Origin of the sequence: Streptomyces sp. NBC_00775, assembly GCF_036347135.1 — a bacterium.
In the GTDB taxonomy this organism is placed as follows: domain Bacteria; phylum Actinomycetota; class Actinomycetes; order Streptomycetales; family Streptomycetaceae; genus Streptomyces; species Streptomyces lutosisoli.
This window is the reverse complement of record NZ_CP108938.1, coordinates 1,448,726-1,472,152: the sequence shown is the minus strand read 5'-3', so window position 1 is coordinate 1,472,152 and position 23,427 is coordinate 1,448,726. Positions and strand designations below refer to the sequence as shown.

The window sequence follows — 23,427 nt, the reverse complement described above, 5'->3', positions numbered from 1 at the left end:
GCATCATCGTGCGTACGTCCATCGCCACTGTCTCGCTCAGCGGATCCCTGACCGAGAAGCTCACGGCTGCGGCTCGGGCGGGCTTCGACGGGGTGGAGGTTTTTGAGAATGATCTGCTGGCGAGCCCTCTCGCGACCGAGGAGATCCGTGCCCGCACGGCGGACCTCGGGTTGAGTATCGACTTGTATCAGCCGATGCGTGACGTCGAGGCCGTGCCGGAGGAGGAGTTCGCGCGCAATCTGCGGCGGGCGCGGCACAAGTTCGAGCTGATGCGGCGCCTTGGCGCGGACACCGTGCTCGTGTGCTCCAGCGTCTCCCCGCTCGCCGTGGACGACGACGCGCTCGCGGCGGACCAGCTGCGCCGACTGGCGGACGTGGCCGGGGAGTTCGGTGTTCGGGTGGCCTATGAGGCGCTGGCCTGGGGTCGGCACGTGAGTACGTACGACCATGCCTGGAGCATCGTCGAGGCCGCGGACCACCCCTTTCTCGGTACCTGTCTGGACAGTTTCCACATCCTCGCCCGTGGCTCGGACCCCAAGGGCATCGAGGACATCCCCGGCGAGAAGATCTTCTTCCTGCAGCTCGCCGACGCCCCGCTGATGGCGATGGACGTGCTGCAGTGGAGCCGCCACTACCGTTGCTTCCCGGGCCAGGGCGGCTTCGACATCGCCGGACTGCTCGGGCATGTGATGAGCGCCGGATACCGGGGGCCGCTCTCCCTCGAAGTCTTCAACGACGTCTTCCGTCAGGCCGAGGCCGGGCCGACCGCCGTCGACGCCCGGCGCTCCCTCCTCGTCCTCCAGGAGGCGACCGGGCTCGCGAGGCCGCCCGCCCCCGTGGTGCCGACCGGTGTGGCCTTCGCCGAACTCGTCACGCCCGACGTCGCGCCCGTCACCGCGCTCCTCGGCGCCCTCGGCTTCACCCGCACGGCCCGGCACCGCAGCAAGCCGGTCGACCTCTGGCAGCAGGGCGAGGCCCGCGTCCTGGTCAACACGGGACCGGCCGCCCGCCGCGACGGCACCGCGCTCGCCGCCATCGGCCTGGAGTCACCGGACCCGGCGGCCGCGGCCCGGCGCGCCGAATCCCTCCTCGCCCCCGTCCTGCCGCGCCGCCGCGCACTCGAAGACGCGCCCCTCGACGCGGTGGCCGCCCCCGACGGCACCGAACTGTTCTTCTGTGCCACCGACCGTCCCGAACTCCCCAGCTGGACAGGCGACTTCGCGCCCGTCGAGCACCAGGCGGACACCCCCTCCACGACCCGCATCGACCATGTGGCGCTCACCCAGCCCTGGCACCAGTTCGACGAGGCCGCCCTCTTCCACCGCAGCGTGCTCGGGCTGAGCGCGCAGGACAGCGTCGACGTCGCCGACCCGTACGGCCTGCACCGCAGCCGCGCCGTCACCAACGCCGACGGCAGTGTCCGTATCGCCCTCGGCGTCGGCCCCGCGCCCACGGACGACGGCGCCCGCGCCCAGCACATCGCGCTCGCCACCGATGACGTGGTCGCCGCCGCCCGCCGGTTCCGCGACGCCGGCGGGCGCCTGCTGGCGATGCCCGCGAACTACTACGACGACCTGGCCGCACGGCATGAGTTCGCCGACGGCGAGCTGGAGACGTACCGCGAACTCGGCATCCTCTACGACCGTGACCAGGACGGCGAGTTCCGCCACTGCTACACGGAGACCGTCGGCCGCGTCTTCTTCGAACTCGTTCAGCGCGACGGCGGCTACCGCGGCTACGGCGCGCAGAACGCCCCGGTGCGCCTCGCCGCGCAGCACGCGGCGGGACGACCGGGGCGTTGACGCCCCCTTCTACCGCAGGAGCCGTACCGAGAACGCCCGGTCCAGCGTCAGGCTCGGCGTCTCGACCGTCGTCACCCCTTTCTCCGTGTCGTACGACCAGGAAGTGCGGGGCAGCGGGCGCCCGTTGAGGAGCACCTGGCGTGGCGCCGACTCGCCGTGCACGGTGAAGCGGTACGAGCGCGCCTCGGGCCTGCCCTGATAACTGCCCTTGCTCGCACCGACGTTCACGGCGGTCTCACCGGCGGAGGCGTGGACCGTCACCCGCTGGGTCGCCGACGCGCCCTCGGCGAAGTTCCGGGTCACGCCGTCGTCCTCGTACAGCGTGTAGCCGCTGTTCCCCCGCGGGTACAGGTCCCAGTCCAGTTCGTGCCGGTCGCGGGTCTGCCAACTGGTCGTTCCCTTGGGCCACATGGGGACGATCGCGCCGCTCTTCACGAAGAGGGGCAGGGTGTCGAGCGGAGCGTGGTAGCCGTTGACGGTGGTCGGGCCCTGGTAGGTGCGGCCCGTCCAGTAGTCGGTCCAGGTGCCCTGGGGGAGATAGATGCCATCGCGGGTCTCGGAGTCCTGGTAGACCGGGGCGACCAGGAAGTCGGAGCCGGCGAGGAACTCGTACTTCGCGTTCGCGCCCAACGTCCCGGGGTCGTCAGGGTATTCGAGCCACAACGGACGGACCGCCCCCACTCCGGTCTTCGTCGCCTCCGCCGAAAGCGTGTACATGTAGGGGAGCAGGCGCTCCTTCAGCTGGAGGTACGTGCGGTTGATGGAGGTGTACGGCTCGCCGTCCAGCCAGGGCTGCTGGTCGGCGGGCTTGCCGGTGGTGAGGTCGGAGGCCCAGCCGTCCATGGTCATGATGGCGGGCAGGAACGCCTTCCACTGGAGATCGCGGGTGTACATCTTGGGGTCGTGGCGGTAGATCGAGCCCACGTCACCGGTGTTGTACGCGATGCCCGACATGGTGGCCCCGGCGTACGTCGGGATCTGCCAGCGGATGTAGTCCCAGGACAGCTTCTGGTCGCCGCTCCACAGGACGCCGCAGCGCTGGGCGCCGGCCCAGGAGACGGGCAGCCAGACGAAGCCGCGCGCGTCGCTGTTCTCCTCGATGCCCGCCTTGGCCTTGTCGCAGGCGTCGAGCGCGAAGCCGTAGCCGTTGCCGACCCAGGCCACATCCAGCTTGGCCACCCGCTGGCCCGCCTTCACCTGGTCGGCGAGCTTGTCGATGCCGTCCTGGGTCCACAGGCCGAGCTGGGCGTGGTGGTCCTGGAGGCCCTTCGCGGTCTCGGCCAGGTTCTCGTAACCGCAGCCGTAGCCGTCGTTGACGAGCATCCAGCCCAGCGGCATGTCGTTCGCCGTGTAGCCGTCGGCGATCTTCAGCGCGTCGAGGGTGTGCCGTTCGCCCCGGTTGGCGTTGTGCAGGTAGCAGTCGGAGTCGCCCGGTTCCAGCCCGTACACCGGAGGCATGAACGGCTTGCCCACCAGCGCGGTGTACTTGCCGATCACCTTCTTCGCGTCACCGAGGAAGTAGTAGGCGTCCAGCCGTCGTTCCTGCTGCCCGGTCCGCACGGGTGAGCCGAAGTCGTACACGCCGGGCGCGAAGGTGTTGCGGAAGACGCCGTAGCCCGCGCTGGAGAGGTAGAAGGGCTGGGAGTTGTTGTAGCCGCCCTCGTTCCAGTTGAAGTTGTTCGCCACGTACATCGTCTGATCGCGGTGGGAGAACGATCCGTTCTGCTCGCCGCCCCCGAAGAACTGCTCGTCCGTGCCGCGCGTCAGACTCTGCCGCATTCCGCTGGTGGACCAGCGCAGCGGTTTGTCCTCCTGCCAGATGGGGGTGCGGTTGTCGGGCTTGTAGAGGCCGAAGCGCAGTGGCTTCTTGTAGACGCGCAGGACGGCGTCCGGGGAGCGGACGCCGTAGTACGTGCCCGCGTCGAAGGACGTCGTGTGCTTCTGGGGCGCGGGCTGCTCGCGGACGATGGCCGTGCCCGCCGGGTCGGTGAGCGAACCGGACGGGTCGGCCCGGAGGCGCAGTTGGCCACCCGCCAGGAAGTCGGCCCTCGCCTCGAGTTGTCCGGCTTTGATGGTGTAGCTGCCGTCGCTCCCGCTGAAGGACGTGAGATCGCCCGCGTCCGTCGTCCGCGGCAGATACGCCTTCCCGGTGTACGCGTTGTCGTGCACGTCGTACGGCACGACCAGCACGTGGTAGGTCCCCGACGCGTTCGGGATCACGGTGGCCTCGGGGTCGGCGGTGCCCGCGCTGGAGGCGACCTGCTTGCCCGTGTCGTCGTAGATGTACAGGTCGAAGTCGTCGGTGGGGTGCTGCCAGTCGATCGAGACCGGTACGCCGCCCTCGGGGTTGTCCGCCCAATATCCCTGCGGCACCGACACGTTCACGTCGAAGCGGTCGCAGACCTTGTTGTCCGGATCGTCGGCGGCGGACGGACAGCTCTCGGGGCCGCCGGACGTGCCCTTGGCGTAGACGGGACTCTGCCAGCTGACGCTCTGGTGGGTGTCGTCGAGGACGGCGCTCGCCGGGGTCGCCGCGTGCGCGGGCCGCGCCGGGGCGCTCAGCGCGGTGACGGCCAGGGCGGTGGCGAGCCCCGCCATGGCCCAGGAACGGTGTCGGAGTCTTCGCACGGTACGCATCTCCACTCAAACCAACGGCGTGATGTTTACTGATGCTTGAAACAACGTCCGATCGTGCAGGTTCAAGCATGAAGGGTGGCCGTGGTTGCAGGTTCATGTCAATGGATCGCGTCAAAGGCGCGGAGGTCGGTGCCGCGCGAGTGACCGTAAATTACCGGCCAGTTGACATTGAAAGGTGAAACACCACGGCTATCATCACCTCACCTGCGGAGCGACCCTCTGCCCGATGACGGCGGTTGTACGGCATCGACCTTCACACCCCCCACTTGCAACACGGCGTTGTCGGGCCTGCCTGCCCGCGCGCCGTGCAGGACGGAAAGCAGCGCGAGTATGAGCAACAACAGGGGCAGAGGGCTTCAGGCCAACGCCCTCGGTACGTTCGACACGGTCGTGATGGCGGTCGCGGGCAGCGCCCCCGCGTACTCGCTGGCCGCGACGACCGCGGTCCTCGTCGGGGCGGTGGGCCTCGCCAGCCCCGCGGCGCTCCTGTACTGCGCGATACCCATGCTGGGCATCGCGCTGGCCTTCAGCTACCTCGGCCGGATCGACGTCAACGCGGGCGCCAGCTACTCCTGGGTCGGCCGCACGCTCCACCCGTTCCTCGGCTTCATCAGCGGCTGGGCGCTGGTCATCTCCGCGACCATCTTCATGGTCGCCGGTTCGCTGCCCGCGGGCGCGATGACACTGTCCCTCTTCGACGAAGGGCTCGCCGACAACACCGCGCTGGCCACCGCGGTCGGCGCCGGCTGGTTCCTGGTCATGCTGCTCGTGGTGCTCGGCGGCGCCCGGCTCACCGTACGCGCGCAGCTCGTGATGTCCGGTGTGGAGCTGGCGATCCTGGCCGTCTTCGCGGTCGGCGCCCTGCTGCACAGCCACAACGCCCGGTCCTTCGAGTGGTCCTGGCTCGGCTTCAGCCACTTCGACGGGGTGAGCGGCTTCGCCTCCGGCGCGCTCATCGCCGCCTTCTACTACTGGGGCTGGGACGTCACCAGCAACCTCAGCGAGGAGACGAGGGACAGCCGCCGCACCACGGGCCTCGCGGGCCTGATCGGCGTCGGCATCGTCTTCCTCCTCTTCGAGGTGTTCACCATCGCGGTGAACGTGATCCTCACCGACCGGCAGATCCAGGACAACGACGCCAACGTCCTCGGCGTGCTCGGCGAGGAGATCTGGCCCGGCTGGGGCGGCAAGCTGCTCATCGTCGCCGTGATGCTGTCCACCATCGCCACCCTGGAGACCACGCTCATCCAGGTCACCCGCTCACTGTTCGCGATGGGCCGCGACCGCACGATGCCCGAGGCGCTGGGCCGCGTGCACCGCAAGTGGAACACCCCCTGGGTCGCCATCGTCGTGGTCGGCGCGGTGGCCCTGGTGATGTTCGTGACGTCCAACGCCCTCGGCTCGGTCGGTGACATCCTCTCCGACGCCATCGCCGCGATCGGCCTGCAGATCGCCGTCTACTACGGCCTCGCCGGCCTCGCGGTGGTCGTCGCCTACCGCAAGATGCTGCTGAAGTCCCCGGCCAACTTCCTCTTCGGCGGGCTGTGGCCGTTCCTCGGCGCCCTGTTCATGTTCTGGATCTTCGTCGAGTCGCTGGGCGACCTGAGCGACGCGTCGATCGCGATCGGCATCGGCGGCATCGCCGTCGGCCTGATCCCCATGCTCTGGTACTGGAAGCAGGGGAGCGACTACTACCGGCCCGCCAAGCTGGACGCCACCCAGGTCGTCCAGAGCGACTACATCCCCGACGGCTACTCCACCGCGGCGGCGACCGAACGGTCCCGTGTCCACGAGGGTCTCCCCACCGACTTCTGAGAGGGACCCGATGGCGGGAGACCGCTTCACCCCCGACTTCGACCCCGACTGCGGGGACAGACCCCTCACCTCCGCCCGCCAGGACATCGTCATCGGCCGCTGGCAGGGCCTGCGCGAGCTGCTGCGGGACACGAGCGCCGACTGGGCCGTGCGCAGTCACCGGATCCGGCTGCTCGCGCCGGCCTGCGCGGGCAGCTCGACGGTCGAGTCCTGGCTCGCCGCCGAACCCCGCAGCGCCGACGCCCTGGTGCTGCGGGCCGCGACCGACGTGGCCAGGGCCTTCAACGTGGCCATCGCCGCGGGCCGGGGCGTGCCCATCGACCAGACGCGCATCGACCGCGCGGTGCTGGCCTGCCTCCAGGCCGCCGAGGCCTACCCCGAGGACCCCACGCCCTGGATCTCCCTGATCTCCGTCGCACGGCTCTATCCCGCCGGGGTGCGCCGCCAGGAACTGGGCCGCTGGTGGGACGAACTGCACGGCCGCGACCCGTACAGCATGGAGGGCCATCTCCAGATCCTGCACTACTACTCGTCGCGCTGGCACGGCACACACGGCCTGATGTACGACTTCGCCCGCGACGCGGCCGGCGTGGCACCGGCCGGCTACGCGCTGCCGGTCCTGGTGCAGTTCGCCCGCGTCGAGGAGTACCGCTACATCCTCGACGGGGCGATGGGACAGCGGGACGCGGTCGTCGGGCTCGGCCAGCACTGGAACCACGACGCCGCCGTCAGCGACGTACGACGCACCTGGCAGCGCTGGATCACGGACCGCCCGGACGGCCCCGTGGCGCCCTGGGAGGTCCGCGACCTCAACTATCTGACGCACGCCGCCAGCTACGCCGGAACGACGGACATCGCCGCCGCGCTGTTCACGATGCTGGGGCGGCGGGCCAGCAGGACGCCGTGGTCGTACACCGGCGACCCGGAGAAGGAGTTCGTGAAGTGGCGGAAGAAGCCCTCGCACAGGGCGTGAGCCGCGGTCAGGTGTCCCAGAGCTCGGCGTGCCGGCGGTGCGCCGGGGTCAGTCCGTTCACGAAGAACCGGTCGTAGTACTCGCTCTCGACATGGTGCGTCTGGAGCCAGATGCCCGGGACGTGGATCGCGTCCGTGTGCGCCGGGAAACGGCGGTGCGTGCCGATGATGTACTCGCAGATGTCCCGGGCGCAGTCGATGACCCGCTCGTCGTACTCGCTGGCCTCGGCGAGATAGCGCTGCCCGTAGTCCTCCTTGTAGATACGGGCGAAGACGTCCTTGTCCGAGTACGTCCCGCCGGTGCCGAACTTGGCGGCGATGACCGCGTCCACCGCGTCCGACATCGACTGGTGCGTGGGCGGGCAGGCGGCGGCGATGAGCGGCTCGCCCTCGCGTGAGGTGAGCCCCACCGGATGCGAGCGCAGCGTCGCGTACTTGGGCAGCGGGACGTGCCAGCGCCACAGATCGGCGAGGCGCCAGCGCGGGGTGACGAAGGTGAAGCCGAGCATCCTGCCGTACGTGCGGGAGAACTTGGGGTCGCCCAGGGCGATCTGCGGGTTGATCGAGGCGTGGATCCAGGCGCCCAGGCCCATCGCCTCGGCCGTGAGCATCATGTTCTGGAGGAGCAGGTCCGCCTCGATCTGGGTGCGCATGGGGCCGAGCGCGCCGAGGGGGAGCTTGAGGTCCTTGTTCAGGAAGCCGTTCTTGACCCACTTCTTCACCCCGGCCGGGCGGTACAGGTTCCGGTCGTCGACCAGCGTCGGGCGTGCCCCGTCCGGCTGCGTCAGCAAGTACATCAGGGCGTTGATGTACTGGTGGGACAGGTCGACCACCGGCAGAAACACCGTGGTTCCGGGGAGGTTGGACAGGAACCGGTTCGAGTCGAGGTACGCCGGGAAGTCCCGCAGCCCCTGGGTGACGTCGAGGCGCTGGTCGAGGACCCGTACCTTCGACTCGCGGGCCCGCGTGATCAGCGTCCCGGCGTCGAACGGCTCGCGAGGCGCGGGCGGCAGCTTGCGCAGGAAGTACGTGCCCGAGTCGTTGATGAGGAAGAAGTGCGTGCCCTGTGCGTTGTCCGGGCTGCCCGCGGTCCGCCCCGTCATGGTCATGTTGGGCTTGGCCATGATGGGTTTGCCGTTCCGCGGGTCCTCGAAGGGCCGGTCGGGCATCGTCAGCCCCGTGGAACCGGTGAGCGCGATGAGCACCGCCTCCTCCAGCTCCGACAGGGGCTGTTGGGTGTGCGTGGAGCGGTAGCTCATGGATCCGGCGGGCACGGACGCGCCCCGGCTGACGCGGTGGGTGCGACGGTGCCAGACGGTCTCCAGCAGGGGCCGCGCGAAGAGGTCACGCAGCCCGGGATGATCGTCGGCCGTGGTCATCCCGCACCTCCGTCGGAGGTCGGCCGCACCGCCCGCCACGGGGCGAACGCGCTCGCCCCGCGCGGCATCAGCGCCGCCAGCTCCGGGCAGTGCCGCAGGATGACGGAGTTCATGCCGCCCTTCTCGACCCAGTCGATGCCGAGCGGCGTGTAGACCTCCGGCCGGTAGTCGACGTTCAGGAAGCGGTCGCTCTGCAGGCGCCGGGTGGCCATCAGGATGAAGATCCGGAACGCGGTGTCGCTGAAGCCGAAGCCCTCCGGTGGGTTCTCCGCGAACAGCCCGACCACCGTGTCGATCTCGTCGACCGAGCGGTAGACCTCATTGAGCCGCGCCAGCGTCTCCGCGTTCTGCGTCAGCTCCTCGAAGGAGCGGATGCGCTGCTTGTGCAGGCCCGCGCGGAAGTCGTTGTAGCGCGGGACACCACGCCGCCTGCTGCGTACGAGGTCCACGACCGACAGGTCGATGATCTCGCCGTCCCGCTCGAACTGCTGGAGCGAGCGCGGGAAGTTGTGCAGCGTGATGGCGCCCGGGTGGGCGATCCCGAACGAGTACAGCGTGTTCGCGAGCCCCGTCTTGCGGATCTGCGACTCGGCCGCGCCACCCTGGATGTCCATGAACCCGACCGTCTCCTGGCGCTGCCCGAAGTGGTGCTCGCGCAGCTCGAAGTCGTCCGGGATCAGCGGGTGCATGCGGTAGACGGTGACGAAGTCCTCGGTGAGGGAGTACGGCGCCGTGTGGTGGTCGGGCAGCGTCTTCGGGATCCCGGTCAGGGAGTGGGCCTCGAAGAGCCACAGGCCCAGCTGGTTCAGCCAGTTCTTCGGCGGGCCTTGCCAGTTGGTCTTCAGACCGATGTCGATCGCCTTGGTGGCGAGGATCGCGGGTGTCCACTCCACCGTGTGGATCTTCGCGATCAGCGCGGAGACGACCAGCCGCGCCGTGTGGTAGATCCGCTCCTCGCTCATCGAGGGGTACTCGGCGCGCAGCGCGTCGCACACGGCGTTGTGCTCGCGCGCGAACAGCGTGTGCATCGCGCTGAGCCCCATCCACCAGCTCTCGTTGAAGCCGGTGAGCGGAATGCCGTTCGGGCCCGACGGCAGATGGCCGTCCTCCAGACGGAGTTTGGCGCCGCCGTCCGGCTCCCGCAGGAACCGCGCGGTCGGCTCGTCCTCGCCGTACACCTCGGAGCCGTCCCACCAGTGCGAGGCGACATTGCCGAAGAGGATCGGCGGCCGGTTGCCGAGCTGTTCGAGGCCCTCGTTCTCGGCGAACCGCATGACATTCTCGGGAGGACCGCCCGGCGTGTTGTGCCAGCCCCCGCTGCCGGGCGGCAGCGGCACCTCGACCGTGCGCTCGCCGGGCTTGTAGCGGCGGTGGTTGACCCAGTCGTGCACCTGGAACTGGATCCACGCGGCGGCCAGGATGTTGAGCGAGGTCGCGGGCACGAAGCTCTCGCGGTACAGGAGCCGGCGGCTGACCGTGACCGGGTTGGGCGTGTCGAACAGGTCGGGGCGGTACTCCGGCTTGAGGTTCCGTCCGAAGGCCGCGCCCACGGCGCCCATCTTCGGTGCGGACAGATCGTTGTACGTCCCGTCGTAGGACCGCTCCGTGCGCAGCCGCTCGGGGACGGTCTCCGGCACGGGCTGCGCCTGCGGCGGTGCCTCGCGCACCTCGGTGTCGATCAGATTGAACCGGCGCAGCACCTTGCGCAGGAACACCAGGTTCAGCAGGCTCAGCTGCAACGGCAGCCGGTGCCAGGGCAGGAACCGGTTCAGCAGCGAGAAGGCGGCGCCTGTCGGAGGGCCGAGCAGCCTGTTCTGCAGAGGCTCCTCCGTGATGAACCGCAGGCCCAGCCGGTGTGCGCTGCTCGCGTGGTACGCGGCCTTCCTCGCCCGGTTGATATTGCCGAGCGGACGGAAGTCGTCGGTCGTGTACCAGGGGTTGAAGGCGAGATCCTCGATGCGCCGGGCTGCCGCGCGGGCCTCGGCGCTGCTCAGGTCCTGGCTGGGGATGGTCAGCCGGGCCACCGGCACCGCGGGCGCCATGGTGTCCATCCACTCCACGGAGGCGTTCTCGACCGGCGTGTGCCGCTCGTCGACGTACCGCTGCACGCACAGCTCGAAGACGACGTCCTTCTTGGCGAGCCGCCCGGCGATCTCACGGTGCAGGAACTCCGGGTCGCTCCGGTCCGCGGCGGCCGACGGAGGACTTCCGGGCGCCGGCCGCAGCAGATAGCGCACCGGACCCGCCTCGCCCCACAGGATCGCGCCCCGGCTCCAGTACGTCTCACTGGCCAGGGAGTTGACCGTGTGCCGCGTCGCCGCCTGGACATTGCGCCGCATCCGGTTCGCGGTGCCGAGCCCCACGGCCAGCGGCAGCTTCACGAACAGTCCGAAGGCCTTCTGGACCCGACCCCGGGCGCCCGCCATCGCCTTGGCGAAGGCCACGAACTCGCGCGCGTTGCGGGCGTGCGAGACCGGATAGCTGGTCGCGAGCAGGTCGTGGCTCTCGCCCTCCGAGACCCGTACCCGCACGGCCGCGCCCCGCAGGTCCGGCGATCCGTCGCCCTGCCGTACACCGCTCGCGTTGGACAGCCGTACCGTCGCCGGATACTCGGCGCCGGGCTGGGCGAAACCGCCGCGCAGGGCCGCGGGCAGGTCGTCGTGGAAGCGCAGCCGCGCGTTCTCCACGGCCACCGGTGCCTTGGCGTGGAAGGTGCGGGAGATCCCGCCGCCACCCGCCTGCCGGTTCTTGACCTGCACTTTCATCAGCTCACGGGCCAGCCGCTCGAACACCAGCCGTTCCGCCTCGGGGCTGCCGCCTTCGTACTGCTCGTACTGCTGTTCGTGCTGCCCGGTCTCGGCCATCGGTCGTTTCCTTCGTACGAGTGCGTACGGGACAGGGGCCAGCACGCTACCGGCGGCCCTGGGCGCCCACAGCGGGGGTTCCCGCCGATGTGCGCCCCCTCGTCACCTCTACGAACAATGAGACGAAAGGCGCGGTGCCTGCACGTCAAAGCGGCGAACGCGCATTCGCCCGACCGGGGTGCCTGCCCCGTGAACGCCTCCGCTTCCCAGCGACCCCACCCGGACGCTCGCGGGATGGCCGGGGGACGACGTGTGACCGGCGGTTACGTCGGTCGACGGATTCACAGGCGGCGGTGCGCTCGACAGTCTGGACACCCACCCGGCCCGCCTCGGAGCGCGCCGGGGCGTCCGCTGTGATCCGGGGGAGGTCGCCCATGCGCGACGACGACTACGCCAAGGGGCCCGGCTTCGCCGAGCTGCGCCCGCTGAAGGCCGACACCGAGCCGGGTCCGACCGGCTTTCCGGTCTACCCCGACCTGGTGGAACGCCTGGTCGAGGACAAGGCCCAGCCCGACCCCGACGGCATCGTCCCGCACACCCTGGCGACCTGCGCGGCGTACGCGTACGCCGGATTCGGCCAGCGGAGTGACCCGCGGACCGTCGCCATGATCATGGCGAGGCTCGGCCTGGAGGAGAACAACTGCCGGGTGTTCGAGCAGCGTGTGGACGCGATGTACATCGCCTCGGCCGCCTATCTGATCCAGGACAAGGACCGCAGGATCGCGATCCTCTGCTACCGGGGCACCCAGCCCGAGGACATCATCAGCATCCTGACCGACGCCGACGTACGGCCCGAAACGCTCTCCGTCGAGCTGGAAGGACGGCGCTACGAGGTCCACGCGGGCTTCTACCGCAACGTCCGCGCCACCCGCCATCCGATCGTCGAGGCCCTGGAGCGCGCCCTGCGCGGCGAGTCGGTGATCCCCGGCGAGGAGGGCACCCGCGGCGACGGCCTGGAGGCCCTGTACATCACCGGGCACAGCCTGGGCGGAGCGATGGCCGCCCTGATGGGCGTCGTCCTGGCCCACGAACCCCGCTACCGGCGCATCGCCGAGAAGCTCAAGGCCGTCTACACCTTCGGCCAGCCCATGGTCGGCGGCCCCGACTTCGCCCGGGCGTGCGAGGAGTCGACCGACCCCCAAGGCGTGCATCTGCTGCGCGACCGGCTGATCCGCTACATCTTCGACCGCGATGTCGTCCCCGCGCTGCCGCCCCGGCCCGTCGGCCCCTACGCGCCGTTCGGCCGGGAGTTCCACTACCGCAGGCCGCGCGGGCCGATGGACAAGGCCCTCGCCTTCGCGGCCGGAACGGCGATCGAGGCGGTCTCGCTGCCCGGCGACCTGCTGCGGACCCTGACGAGCCGGCCGACGGCGGGCCGGCCGATGGCGGGCTGGGGCGAACTGGGCGTCCGTGTCACCGAGTCGGTCCGCCGCTCGCTGCGCCCGCTGCTCGGCGCACACGAGGACGGCTGGAGCGAGAACACCGAACCGGGCCTGCACTACCCGCAGATGGACAGCCTCGCCGGCCTCGCCGTCGTGGCACCCCTCGCCTTCTTCGCCACCCGGCTCGCGCTGACCCGCACCCTCCCGTTCACGTACTCCTTCGACGACCACGGCCCCGGCCACTACGTCAACGCGCTCGCCCCGCCAGGGGTGTTGAGCGAGTTCGGCGACGTGCTGTAGCCGGGGCCTCTCGGACGTCCGCAGCGCGGGGACTGGCGACTAGTGAGCCGGCGCGGAGGCTCCCGCGGCATTCCACTCGGCGATCACGGGGCGCCCGTGCTCCGTGGAGAGCCGGCTGACCGTGCCCGTGGCGAGCTGGAACAGCCGCCCGTCCGCCGGGGGAAGCCCGAGCCGGCGGGCCGCGAGCACCCGCAGGAAGTGGGCGTGCGCCACGAGGACCACATCACCTTCGGCGAGCGCCGGCCCGATCCGGGCGAGCACGCGGTCGGCCCGCAGGCCCACCTCCGTGGGTGACTCGCCCGGATGGTCCGCCGGACCGGGCGCGACCCCGTCGTTCCACAGGTACCAGTCCGGCCGGGTGCGGTGTATCTCGACCGTCGTGACACCTTCGTACGCGCCGTAGTCCCACTCGTGCAGCTCGGGATCGGGGACCGCCCCGTACAGGCCCGCGAGTTCCGCGGTGCGGACCGCGCGGCCCAGCGGGCTGGTGAGCGCGAGGGCGAAGGTCCGGCCGGCGAGCAGCGGGGCGAGGGACTTGGCCTGTTCCTCGCCGCGCTGGGTGAGGGGCAGGTCGGTCCAGCTGGTGTGCTGGCCCGACACACTCCACTCGGTCTCACCGTGGCGGACCAGCAGGAGGTCGCCCATGGCCGTTACTTCGCGGACTCGACGGCGTGGCCGCCGAACTGGTTGCGCAGCGCCGCGATCATCTTCATCTGCGGGGAGTCGTCCTGGCGGGACGCGAACCGCGCGAAGAGGGAGGCGGTGATCGCCGGGAGCGGGACGGAGTTGTCGATGGCCGCCTCGACGGTCCAGCGGCCCTCGCCCGAGTCCTCCGCGTAGCCGCGCAGCTTGTCGAGGTGCTCGTCGTCGGCGAGGGCGTTGACGGCGAGGTCGAGCAGCCAGGAACGGATGACCGTGCCCTCCTGCCAGGAGCGGAAGACCTCGCGCACGTCCGTGACGGAGTCGACCTTCTCAAGGAGCTCCCAGCCCTCCGCATACGCCTGCATCATCGCGTACTCGATGCCGTTGTGGACCATCTTCGAGAAGTGGCCCGCGCCGACCTTGCCGGCGTGCACGAAGCCGAAGTCGCCCTCGGGCTTGAGCGCGTCGAAGACCGGCTGGACCTTCGCGATGTGCTCCGCGTCGCCGCCGACCATCAGCGCATAGCCGTTCTGCAGGCCCCACACGCCACCCGAGACACCCGCGTCGACGAAGCCGATGCCCTTGGCCGCCAGCTCCTCGGCGTGCTTCTCGTCGTCCGTCCAGCGGGAGTTGCCGCCGTCGACGACGGTGTCGCCGGGCTTCAGGAGGTCACCGAGCTCGTCGATGACGGACTGGGTGGCGGCGCCGGCGGGCACCATCACCCAGACCACGCGGGGGCCTTCGAGCTTGCCCACGAGTTCGGCGAGGCTGCTCACGTCGGCGAGGTCGGGATTGCGGTCGTAGCCGATGACGGTGTGGCCCGCGCGGCGTATCCGCTCGCGCATGTTGCCACCCATCTTGCCGAGGCCGATGAGTCCGAGCTGCATGTCGTTCACTACTTTCGGAGAGTGCGGTAGGCGGCCACGAGGGCGGCGGTGGAGGGGTCGAGACCGGGCACGTCAGCGCCTTCGGTGAGGGCGGGCTCCACGCGCTTGGCGAGGACCTTGCCCAGCTCGACGCCCCACTGGTCGAACGAGTCGATGTTCCAGATCGCGCCCTGGACGAACACCTTGTGCTCGTACAGCGCGATCAGCTGGCCGAGGACCGAGGGCGTCAGTTCGCTCGCGAGGATCGTGGTCGTCGGGTGGTTGCCCTGGAACGTCTTGTGCGGCACCAGCTCCTCGGCCACCCCCTCGGCGCGCACCTCGTCCGGCGTCTTGCCGAAGGCCAGTGCCTGCGTCTGCGCGAAGAAGTTCGCCATCAGCAGGTCGTGCTGGTCCCCCAGCTCGTCGCTCAGCTCGGCGACCGGGTTGACGAAGCCGATGAAGTCGGCCGGGATCAACTTGGTGCCCTGGTGGATGAGTTGGTAGTACGCGTGCTGCCCGTTGGTGCCCGGCGTGCCCCACACGACCGGCCCGGTCTGCCATCCCACGGGGTGGCCGTCGCGGTCCACGGACTTGCCGTTGGACTCCATGTCCAGCTGCTGCAAGTACGCCGTGAACTTGGACAGGTAGTGCGAGTAGGGCAGTACGGCGTGCGACTGGGCGTCGTGGAAGTTGCCGTACCAGACGCCCAACAGGCCGAGGAGCAAGGGGGCGTTGGCCTCGGCGGGAGCGCTCTTGAAGTGCTCGTCGACGATCCTGAACCCGTCGAGCAGCTCCCGGAACCGGTCCGGGTCGATCGCGATCATCAGCGACAGGCCGATCGCCGAGTCGAAGGAGTAGCGTCCGCCGACCCAGTCCCAGAACCCGAACATGTTGGCCGTGTCGATACCGAAGTCCGACACCTTCCCGGCGTTCGTCGACAGCGCCACGAAGTGCTTGGCGACCGCCTTCTCGTCGCCCCCGAGCCCGCCGAGGAGCCAGGAGCGGGCCGAGGTGGCGTTGGTGATCGTCTCGATCGTGGTGAAGGTCTTCGAGGCGATGATGAACAGCGTCTCGGCCGGGTCGAGGTCGCGGACGGCCTCGTGGAGATCGGCGCCGTCGACGTTCGACACGAAGCGGACCGTCAACGCGCGGTCCGAGAAGGCCCGCAGCGCCTCGTACGCCATCGCCGGACCGAGGTCGGAGCCGCCGATACCGATGTTGACGACGTTCTTGATGCGCTTGCCGGTGTGTCCGGTCCACTCGCCCGAGCGGACCCGCCCGGCGAAGTCGGCCATCTTGTCCAGCACGTCGTGCACCGCGGGGACGACGTTCTCGCCGTCCACCTCGATCACGGCGTCGCGCGGGGCGCGCAGCGCGGTGTGCAGCACCGCGCGGTCCTCGGTGACGTTGATCTTCTCGCCTCGGAACATGGCGTCCCGCAGCCCGAACACATCGGTGGCGGTGGCCAGTTCCTGGAGCAGGGCGAGGGTCTCGTCGGTGATCAGATGCTTGGAGTAGTCGATCCGCAGGTCGCCGACCCGCACGACGTAACGCTCCGCGCGAGCGGGGTCGGCGGCGAACAGCTCACGCAGCCGCGGGTGGAGCAGTCCGCCCGCGCGGTGGTCCTCCAGGGCCACCCACTCGGGGCGCCGCGTGAGCTTGGGGGAGTCAGACATGACGGGGGGTCTCCTTGGTGCCCTCGCCCCGCAGGGCGACGGCGTACATCTCGTCCGCGTCGAGGCGGCGCAGCTCCTCCGAGATCAGCTCGGAGGTGGAGCGCACCTTCAGCGCGAGGGTGCGGGAGGGCTGTCCGGGCAGGGACAGCGTGGCGAGCGGGCCCTCGGGGCGGTCGATCACGATCTCGCCGCCCGCGGTGCCGAGCCGTACGGCGGTCACGACGGGCCCCGCGGTCTCGACCCGCTCGACCGGGACCCGGAGCCGGGCTTCCAGCCAGCGGGCCAGCAGTTCGGCGCTCGGGTTCTCGGCCTCGCTCTCGACGGCCGCCGACGTCACCTTCGTCCGGGCCTGGTCGAGCGCGGCGGCCAGCATCGATCGCCACGGCGTGAGCCGGGTCCACGCCAGGTCGGTGTCGCCGGGCGCGTACGAGGAAGCGCGGGCCTCCAGGGCCCCGAGCGGGTGCTCGACGGCGTACATGTCGGTGATCCGGCGCTGTGCGAGGGCGCCCAGTGGGTCCTTGGCCGGGACGTCGGGCGCGTCCACCGGCCACCAGACGACGACGGGCGCGTCCGGCAGCAGCAGCGGCAGGACCACGGAGTCGGCGTGGTCGGACACCTCGCCGTACGTCCGCAGGACGACCGTCTCACCGGTGCCCGCGTCCGAGCCGACGCGCACCTCCGCGTCCAGGCGGGAGCTGGTGCGGTCGCGCGGGGTGCGGGCGACCCGCTTGATGACGACCAGGGTGCGCGAGGGGTGCTCGCGCGAGGCCTCCTCGGCCGCCTTGATCGAGTCGTACGCGTTCTCTTCGTCGGTGACGATGACCATCGTCAGGACCATGCCCACGGCAGGAGTGCCGATGGCACGGCGCCCCTGCACGAGCGCCTTGTTGATCTTGCTTGCCGTGGTGTCGGTCAGGTCGATCTTCATGGCCTGCGCCAGCTCCGTCCGTCTCGTGCGAGCATCTCGTCGGCTTCCTTCGGACCCCAGCTGCCCGAGGGGTACTGCGCGGGCTTGCCGTGGTTCTCCCAGTACCCCTCGATCGGGTCGAGGATCTTCCAGGACTCTTCCACCTCTTGGTGACGGGGGAAGAGATTGGCGTCGCCGAGCAGGACATCCAGGATCAGCCGTTCGTACGCCTCCGGGCTGGACTCGGTGAACGACTCGCCGTACGCGAAGTCCATGGTGACGTCCCGGATCTCCATCGACGTACCCGGGACCTTCGATCCGAAGCGCACCGTCATGCCCTCGTCGGGCTGGACACGGATGACGATCGCGTTCGCGCCGAGCTCCTCGGTGGCCGTGGAGTCGAACGGGGAGTGCGGGGCGCGCTGGAAGACCACCGCGATCTCCGTCACCCGGCGGCCAAGACGCTTGCCGGTGCGCAGGTAGAAGGGGACGCCCGCCCAACGGCGGTTGTCGACCTCCAGCTTGACGGCCGCGTAGGTGTCGGTCGTCGAGGCGCGGTCGATGCCGTCCTCCTGGAGGTAGCCGCGCACCTTCTCGCCGCCCTGCCAGCTCGCCGCGTACTGCCCGCGCACGGTGTGCTCGCCCAGCTTCTCCGGCACCTTCACGGCCCTGAGGACCTTGAGCTTCTCGGTGAGCAGCGACTCGGCGTCGAAGGCGGCCGGCTCCTCCATGGCGGTCAGCGCCATCAGCTGGAGGAGGTGATTCTGGATCACGTCCCGGGCGGAGCCGATGCCGTCGTAGTAACCGGCGCGGCCACCGATGCCGATGTCCTCGGCCATGGTGATCTGGACGTGGTCGACGTACGACCGGTTCCAGATGGGCTCGTACATCTGGTTGGCGAAGCGGAGCGCCAGGATGTTCTGGACGGTCTCCTTGCCGAGGTAGTGGTCGATCCGGAACACCTGGTCCGGGTCGAACACCTCGTGCACGATCGCGTTCAGCTCCCGCGCGCTCGCCAGGTCGTGGCCGAACGGCTTTTCGATCACCGCGCGCCGCCAGGAACCCTCCGGCGCGTCCGCGAGGCCGTGCTTCTTGAGCTGCTGGACGACCTGCGGGAAGAACTTCGGCGGTACGGAGAGGTAGAAGGCGTAGTTGCCGCTGGTGCCCCGGGAGGAGTCCAACTCGTCGACGGCGGAGCGCAGTTGCTTGAACGCCGTGTCGTCGTCGAAGTCGCCCGGGATGAACCGCATGCCCTCGGCGAGCTGCTGCCAGACCTCCTCGCGGAACTCCGTACGGGAGTGCTCGCGCACCGAGTCGTGGACGACCTGCGCGAAGTCCTGGTCCGCCCACTCGCGGCGGGCGAACCCGAGGAGCGAGAAGCCCGGCGGGAGCAGACCCCGGTTGGCCAGGTCGTAGACGGCCGGCATCAGCTTCTTGCGGGACAGGTCGCCGGTGACACCGAAGATGACCAGGCCCGACGGGCCCGCGATTCGGGGGAGCCGGCGGTCGCGGGGGTCGCGGAGCGGGTTGTCCCAGTCGGACGCGGCGAGACCGAGTGCCTCGGCGAGCGCCCGCTGTGCCGCGTCCGCGGGCTTGTCGCTCGCGGCACCGGAGTCCGCAGTCACCATGGTCGGTTCCACGGCCGCGTCACCAGATCCCTCCGGCGCGGCGGCCGCATCCTGCGCGGTGCTGTCGGGAAGCGCCTCACGCTTGGTCATTCCCCCTCAACTCCCTTGCCGCGCAGCGAAGTCGCCACCGCGTCGAGCAGATCTCCCCAGGCCGCCTCGAACTTCGAGACGCCCTCGTCCTCCAGCTGCTTCACGACCTCGTCGTAGGAGATCCCGAGCGCCTCGACGGCCGCCAGGTCGGCGCGGGCCTCGGCGTAGCCGCCGGTCACCGAGTCGCCGTGGATGTCACCATGGTCGGCGGTGGCGTTCAGCGTCGCCTCCGGCATGGTGTTGACCGTGCCCGGCGCGACCAGCTCGTCGACGTACAGGGTGTCCTTGTACGCGGGGTCCTTGACGCCCGTCGAGGCCCACAGGGGGCGCTGCTTGTGGGCGCCCGCCGTGGCGAGGGCGGTCCAGCGGTCCGTGCCGAAGACCTCCTCGTACGCCTCGTAGGCGAGCCGCGCGTTGGCGAGCGCCGCCTTGCCCTTGAGCGCGAGCGCCTCGTCCGTGCCGGCCTTCGCGAGCCGCTTGTCGATCTCGCTGTCGACGCGGGAGACGAAGAAGGAGGCGACGGAGTGGATGCCGGCCAGGTCGATGCCCGCGGCCTTCGCCTTCTCCAGGCCCGCCAGGTAGGCGTCCATCACCTCGCGGTAGCGCTCCAGCGAGAAGATCAGCGTGACATTGACGCTGATGCCGAGGCCGATGACCTCGGTGATCGCCGGGAGGCCGGCCTTCGTCGCCGGGATCTTGATCATCACGTTCGGGCGGTCGACCAGCCAGGAGAGCTGCTTGGCCTCGGCGATCGTGGCGGCCGTGTGGTGGGCCAGGCGGGGGTCGACCTCGATGGAGACCCGGCCGTCCTGGCCGCCGGTCGCGTCGTACACCGGGCGCAGGATGTCGGCGGCGGCGCGCACGTCCTGGGTCGTCATCATGCGGACGGCCTCGTCGACCGTCACGCCGCGCTCGGCGAGGTCGGCCAGCTGCTCCTCGTAGCCCTCTCCGGAGCCGATGGCGGCCTGGAAGATGGACGGGTTGGTGGTGACGCCCACCACGTGCCGGGTGGCGATGAGTTCGGCCAGGTTGCCGGACTCGATCCGCTTGCGGGAGAGGTCGTCCAGCCAGATGGAGACGCCTTCGTCGGAGAGGCGCTTCAGGGTTGCCGCGGTCGCGGTTGCTTCGGTCACTGTGATCATCTTCCTTCGTGCGAACGGATCAACCGCGGGCGGCGGTGAGGGATTCCCGCGCGGCGGCGGCGACGTTCTCGGCGGTGAAACCGAACTCGGCGAACAGGGTGTTGGCGTCGGCGGAGGCACCGAAGTGCTCCAGCGAGACAATGCGTCCGTGGTCACCGACGTAGCGGTACCAGGTCAGGCCGATGCCCGCCTCGACCGCCACGCGGGCCTTCACGGACGGCGGAAGGACGCTCGCGCGGTACTCGGCGGACTGCTCCTCGAACCACTCGACGGACGGCATCGACACCACCCGGGTGCCGACACCCTCGGCCTCCAGCCGCTCGCGGGCGGCGACGGCGAGCTGCACCTCGGAGCCGGTGGCGATGAGCACGACGTCCGGGGTCTCGGTGGAGGAGTCGCGCAGGACGTAACCGCCCTTCGCGGCATCCTCGTTGGGCGCGTACGTCGGCACACCCTGGCGGGTCAGCGCCAGACCGTGCGGGGCCGGGTTGGTCGCGTGCCGCTTGAGGATCTCGGCCCAGGCGATCGCCGTCTCGTTGGCGTCGGCCGGGCGGACGATGTTCAGACCGGGGATGGCGCGCAGCGAGGCGAGGTGCTCGACCGGCTGGTGGGTGGGGCCGTCCTCGCCGAGGCCGATCGAGTCGTGCGTCCAGACGTACGTCACCGGGAGCTGCATCAGCGCGGACAGGCGCACGGCGTTGCGCATGTAGTCCGAGAAGACGAGGAACGTACCGCCGTAGATACGGGTGTTGCCGTGCAGCGCGATGCCGTTCATCTCGGCGGCCATCGAGTGCTCACGGATGCCGAAGTGGACGGTGCGGCCGTACGGGTCCGCCTCCGGCAACGGGTTGCCCTTGGGCAGGAACGAGGACGTCTTGTCGATGGTGGTGTTGTTCGAACCGGCGAGGTCGGCGGAGCCGCCCCACAGCTCGGGGAGGACACCGCCGAGCGACTGGAGGACCTTGCCGGAGGCCGCACGGGTCGCGACGGACGTGCCCTCCTCGAAGACCGGCAGCGCCGACTCCCAGCCCTCGGGCAGCTGACCGGCGACGACACGGTCGAAGAGATGCGCGCGCTCGGGCTGGGCGGTGCGCCACTCGCCGATCCGCTTGTCCCAGGCGGCGTGCGCCTCGGCACCGCGGTCGAGGGCCTGGCGGGCGTGGGCGAGCACGTCGCCCGCGACCTCGAAGGACTTCTCCGGGTCGAAGCCGAGGACGCGCTTGGTGGCGGCGATCTCCTCGGCGCCGAGCGCCGAGCCGTGCGAGGCCTCGGTGTTCTGGGCGTTCGGCGCGGGCCAGGCGATGATCGTGCGCATCGCGATGATGGAGGGGCGCCCGGTCTCGGCCTGCGCCGCCGTGAGCGCCGCGTGCAGCGCGTGCACGTCGATGTCGCCGTCGGCGGAGGGCTCGATCCGCTGCACGTGCCAGCCGTACGCCTCGTACCGCTTCAGCACGTCCTCGGAGAACGCGGTGGCGGTGTCGCCCTCGATGGAGATGTGGTTGTCGTCGTAGACGAAGACGAGGTTGCCGAGCTGCTGGTGCCCGGCCAGCGAGGACGCCTCGGCGGAGATGCCCTCCTCCAGGTCGCCGTCCGAGACGATCGCCCAGATGGTGTGGTCGAAGGGGGACTCGCCCTCGGGGGCCTCGGGGTCGAAGAGACCGCGCTCGTAACGGGCGGCCATCGCCATGCCCACGGCGTTGGCGACACCCTGGCCGAGCGGCCCGGTCGTCGTCTCGACGCCCGCGGTGTGCCCGTACTCGGGGTGGCCCGGCGTCTTGGACCCGTGCGTACGGAACGCCTTCAGGTCGTCCAGTTCGAGCTCGTAGCCGGAGAGGAAGAGCTGGGTGTAAAGGGTCAGCGAGGTGTGACCGGGGGAGAGGACGAAGCGGTCGCGGCCGGTCCACTCCGGGTCGGCGGGGTCGTGACGCATCACCTTCTGAAAGATCGTGTACGCGGCCGGGGCCAGGCTCATCGCCGTGCCCGGGTGGCCGTTGCCGACCTTCTGTACGGCGTCAGCGGCCAGAATGCGGGCGGTGTCGACGGCTCGGCGGTCGAGCTCGGTCCATTCGAAGCCGTCAGGGGTCTGCGTACTCATCTTCAAGAAGTCCTCACTGGATGGGCAATCTCTGGTGGAACGCCTTCAAACCTAAAAGTCTGACTTTTGCTGGGGAAGGTGCCCGTGTGTCAGCCTTCGGTGAAAGTGGGACACGGAGTGCCGTACCGAGCCGACGCGAGAAGGACATGGCAGACAGAACCACCCAAGGCGGTGCAGGGGGCGAAGGCGGGACCCCGGACGGGATCAAGACCTTCCCCTTCCCCGTCGACCTGAGCCTCTCCGGAGTCGGTGTCCAGGTCGGCGCGATGGGGACGGGCCGCGTCTGGCACGCGGACGCGCCCCTGGAGCGCGTGCACCGCATCGACTTCCACGTCGTGATGCTCTTTCACGAGGGCCCCGTCAAGCACATGGTCGACTTCGCCGAGTACGAGGTCTCGGCCGGCGACATCCTGTGGATCCGCCCCGGCCAGGTGCACCGCTTCTCCAGCACCGACCGCTACCGCGGCACCGTCCTGATCATGCAGCCCGGCTTCCTGCCGCGGGCGACCGTCGAGGCGACCGGCCTCTACCGCTACGACCTGCCCCCACTGCTGCGCCCCGACGCCGGCCAGCTGGCCGCCCTGGAGCACTCGCTGGCCCAGCTGGAACGCGAGTACGTCGACACGACCACGCTGCCGCTCAGCCTGCACACCGCGGTGCTGCGGCACTCCCTGACCGCGTTCCTGCTGCGCCTCGCCCATCTCGCGGCGAGCTCGGCCGAGGCGGCCCGCGAACAGACCGACACCACCTTCACCCGCTTCCGGGACGCGGTCGAGAAGGGCTTCGCCACCAACCACAGCGTCAGCGCGTACGCCGACGCCCTCGGCTACTCCCGCCGCACCCTGGTCCGCGCGGTGCGCGCGGCCACCGGCGAGACTCCCAAGGGCTTCATCGGCAAACGGGTCATCCTGGAGGCCAAGCGCCTCCTCGCGCACACCGACATGCCCATCGGACGCATCGGCGCCGCCGTGGGCTTTCCCGACTCCGCCAACTTCTCCAAGTTCTTCCACCAGCACACGGGGACCACTCCGGTGGCGTTCCGGGCGGAGCTGCGCTGAGAGGGGCGGGCCGTCGGGCCCGCCCCGGTTGAACGCTGCGCTTAACGGCGCGGTCGCGTCCAGCTGGTTGATGTGGGTCATGGTCCCGTCGGGCTTCGTGTACGGCCACTCGCCGGGCGTCACCTGACCGACCACGGTGACGTAGATCGGTGAACCGGCCTTCTCTGGGGAT

Annotated in this window: 14 protein-coding genes and 1 pseudogene; 5 read left to right on the top strand and 10 right to left on the bottom strand. The window is 70.1% G+C overall.

Annotated elements, in window-relative coordinates:
* The first annotated feature begins 8 nt into the window (after nt 1-8).
* Nucleotides 9-1,802: a bifunctional sugar phosphate isomerase/epimerase/4-hydroxyphenylpyruvate dioxygenase family protein gene (locus OIC96_RS06770; protein WP_330308773.1), complete on the top strand. Its 1,794-nt coding sequence runs from the start codon at nt 9-11 to the stop codon at nt 1,800-1,802.
* 18 nt (nt 1,803-1,820) lie between these two features.
* On the opposite strand, the pseudogene OIC96_RS06765 reads toward OIC96_RS06770, so the two are convergent.
* Nucleotides 1,821-3,971, bottom strand: a pseudogene (locus OIC96_RS06765) (TIM-barrel domain-containing protein); the annotation flags it as partial.
* A gap of 798 nt (nt 3,972-4,769) precedes the next feature.
* Between OIC96_RS06765 and OIC96_RS06760 the strand changes: the two are divergent.
* Together OIC96_RS06760 and OIC96_RS06755 are read left to right on the top strand one after the other, a co-directional pair.
* Entirely contained in the window at nt 4,770-6,254 is a 1,485-nt protein-coding gene (locus OIC96_RS06760; RefSeq protein WP_330308775.1) for an APC family permease, read from the top strand.
* A gap of 10 nt (nt 6,255-6,264) precedes the next feature.
* Complete coding sequence (locus OIC96_RS06755; protein ID WP_330308776.1) at nt 6,265-7,227, top strand: hypothetical protein; 963 nt, start codon at nt 6,265-6,267, stop codon at nt 7,225-7,227.
* Nucleotides 7,228-7,234: 7 nt separating this feature from the next.
* On the opposite strand, the gene OIC96_RS06750 is transcribed toward OIC96_RS06755, so the two are convergent.
* Entirely contained in the window at nt 7,235-8,605 is a 1,371-nt protein-coding gene (locus OIC96_RS06750) for a hypothetical protein (RefSeq protein ID WP_330308777.1), read from the bottom strand.
* On the bottom strand, nt 8,602-11,469 hold the full coding sequence (locus OIC96_RS06745; RefSeq protein WP_330308778.1) for a peroxidase family protein: 2,868 nt from the start codon (nt 11,467-11,469) through the stop codon (nt 8,602-8,604). The genes OIC96_RS06750 and OIC96_RS06745 overlap by 4 nt, the downstream gene beginning before the upstream one ends.
* Before the next feature lie 374 nt (nt 11,470-11,843).
* On the opposite strand from OIC96_RS06745, the gene OIC96_RS06740 reads away from it, so the two are divergent.
* Nucleotides 11,844-13,151, top strand: coding sequence for a lipase family protein (locus tag OIC96_RS06740; RefSeq protein ID WP_330308779.1), 1,308 nt, complete (start codon nt 11,844-11,846; stop codon nt 13,149-13,151).
* A gap of 39 nt (nt 13,152-13,190) precedes the next feature.
* Here OIC96_RS06740 and OIC96_RS06735 read toward each other — a convergent pair whose 3' ends face one another.
* The 7 genes from OIC96_RS06735 to tkt all read right to left on the bottom strand — a co-directional run bounded on the left by OIC96_RS06735 (nt 13,191) and on the right by tkt (nt 22,197).
* Nucleotides 13,191-13,796: a histidine phosphatase family protein gene (locus tag OIC96_RS06735; protein WP_330308780.1), complete on the bottom strand. Its 606-nt coding sequence runs from the start codon at nt 13,794-13,796 to the stop codon at nt 13,191-13,193.
* 5 nt (nt 13,797-13,801) lie between these two features.
* Nucleotides 13,802-14,680, bottom strand: a complete 879-nt coding sequence (gene gnd / locus OIC96_RS06730) for a phosphogluconate dehydrogenase (NAD(+)-dependent, decarboxylating) (protein WP_330308781.1) — start codon at nt 14,678-14,680, stop codon at nt 13,802-13,804.
* An 8-nt stretch (nt 14,681-14,688) separates the two neighbouring features.
* Nucleotides 14,689-16,335, bottom strand: coding sequence for a glucose-6-phosphate isomerase (gene pgi / locus OIC96_RS06725; RefSeq protein WP_330308782.1), 1,647 nt, complete (start codon nt 16,333-16,335; stop codon nt 14,689-14,691).
* Nucleotides 16,328-17,263 carry a glucose-6-phosphate dehydrogenase assembly protein OpcA gene (gene opcA, locus OIC96_RS06720; RefSeq protein WP_330308783.1) on the bottom strand — a complete coding sequence of 312 codons (936 nt, stop codon included), beginning with the start codon at nt 17,261-17,263 and terminating at the stop codon, nt 16,328-16,330. Before opcA ends, pgi begins: the two co-directional genes overlap by 8 nt.
* Nucleotides 17,260-18,870: a glucose-6-phosphate dehydrogenase gene (zwf, locus tag OIC96_RS06715; protein WP_406502296.1), complete on the bottom strand. Its 1,611-nt coding sequence runs from the start codon at nt 18,868-18,870 to the stop codon at nt 17,260-17,262. The genes opcA and zwf overlap by 4 nt, the downstream gene beginning before the upstream one ends.
* Before the next feature lie 86 nt (nt 18,871-18,956).
* Nucleotides 18,957-20,102, bottom strand: a complete 1,146-nt coding sequence (gene tal / locus OIC96_RS06710) for a transaldolase (protein WP_330308785.1) — start codon at nt 20,100-20,102, stop codon at nt 18,957-18,959.
* A gap of 19 nt (nt 20,103-20,121) precedes the next feature.
* Nucleotides 20,122-22,197 carry a transketolase gene (tkt, locus tag OIC96_RS06705; protein WP_330308786.1) on the bottom strand — a complete coding sequence of 692 codons (2,076 nt, stop codon included), beginning with the start codon at nt 22,195-22,197 and terminating at the stop codon, nt 20,122-20,124.
* Nucleotides 22,198-22,343: 146 nt separating this feature from the next.
* On the opposite strand from tkt, the gene OIC96_RS06700 reads away from it, so the two are divergent.
* Nucleotides 22,344-23,255, top strand: a complete 912-nt coding sequence (locus OIC96_RS06700) for a helix-turn-helix domain-containing protein (protein ID WP_330308787.1) — start codon at nt 22,344-22,346, stop codon at nt 23,253-23,255.
* Nucleotides 23,256-23,427: the final 172 nt, after the last annotated feature.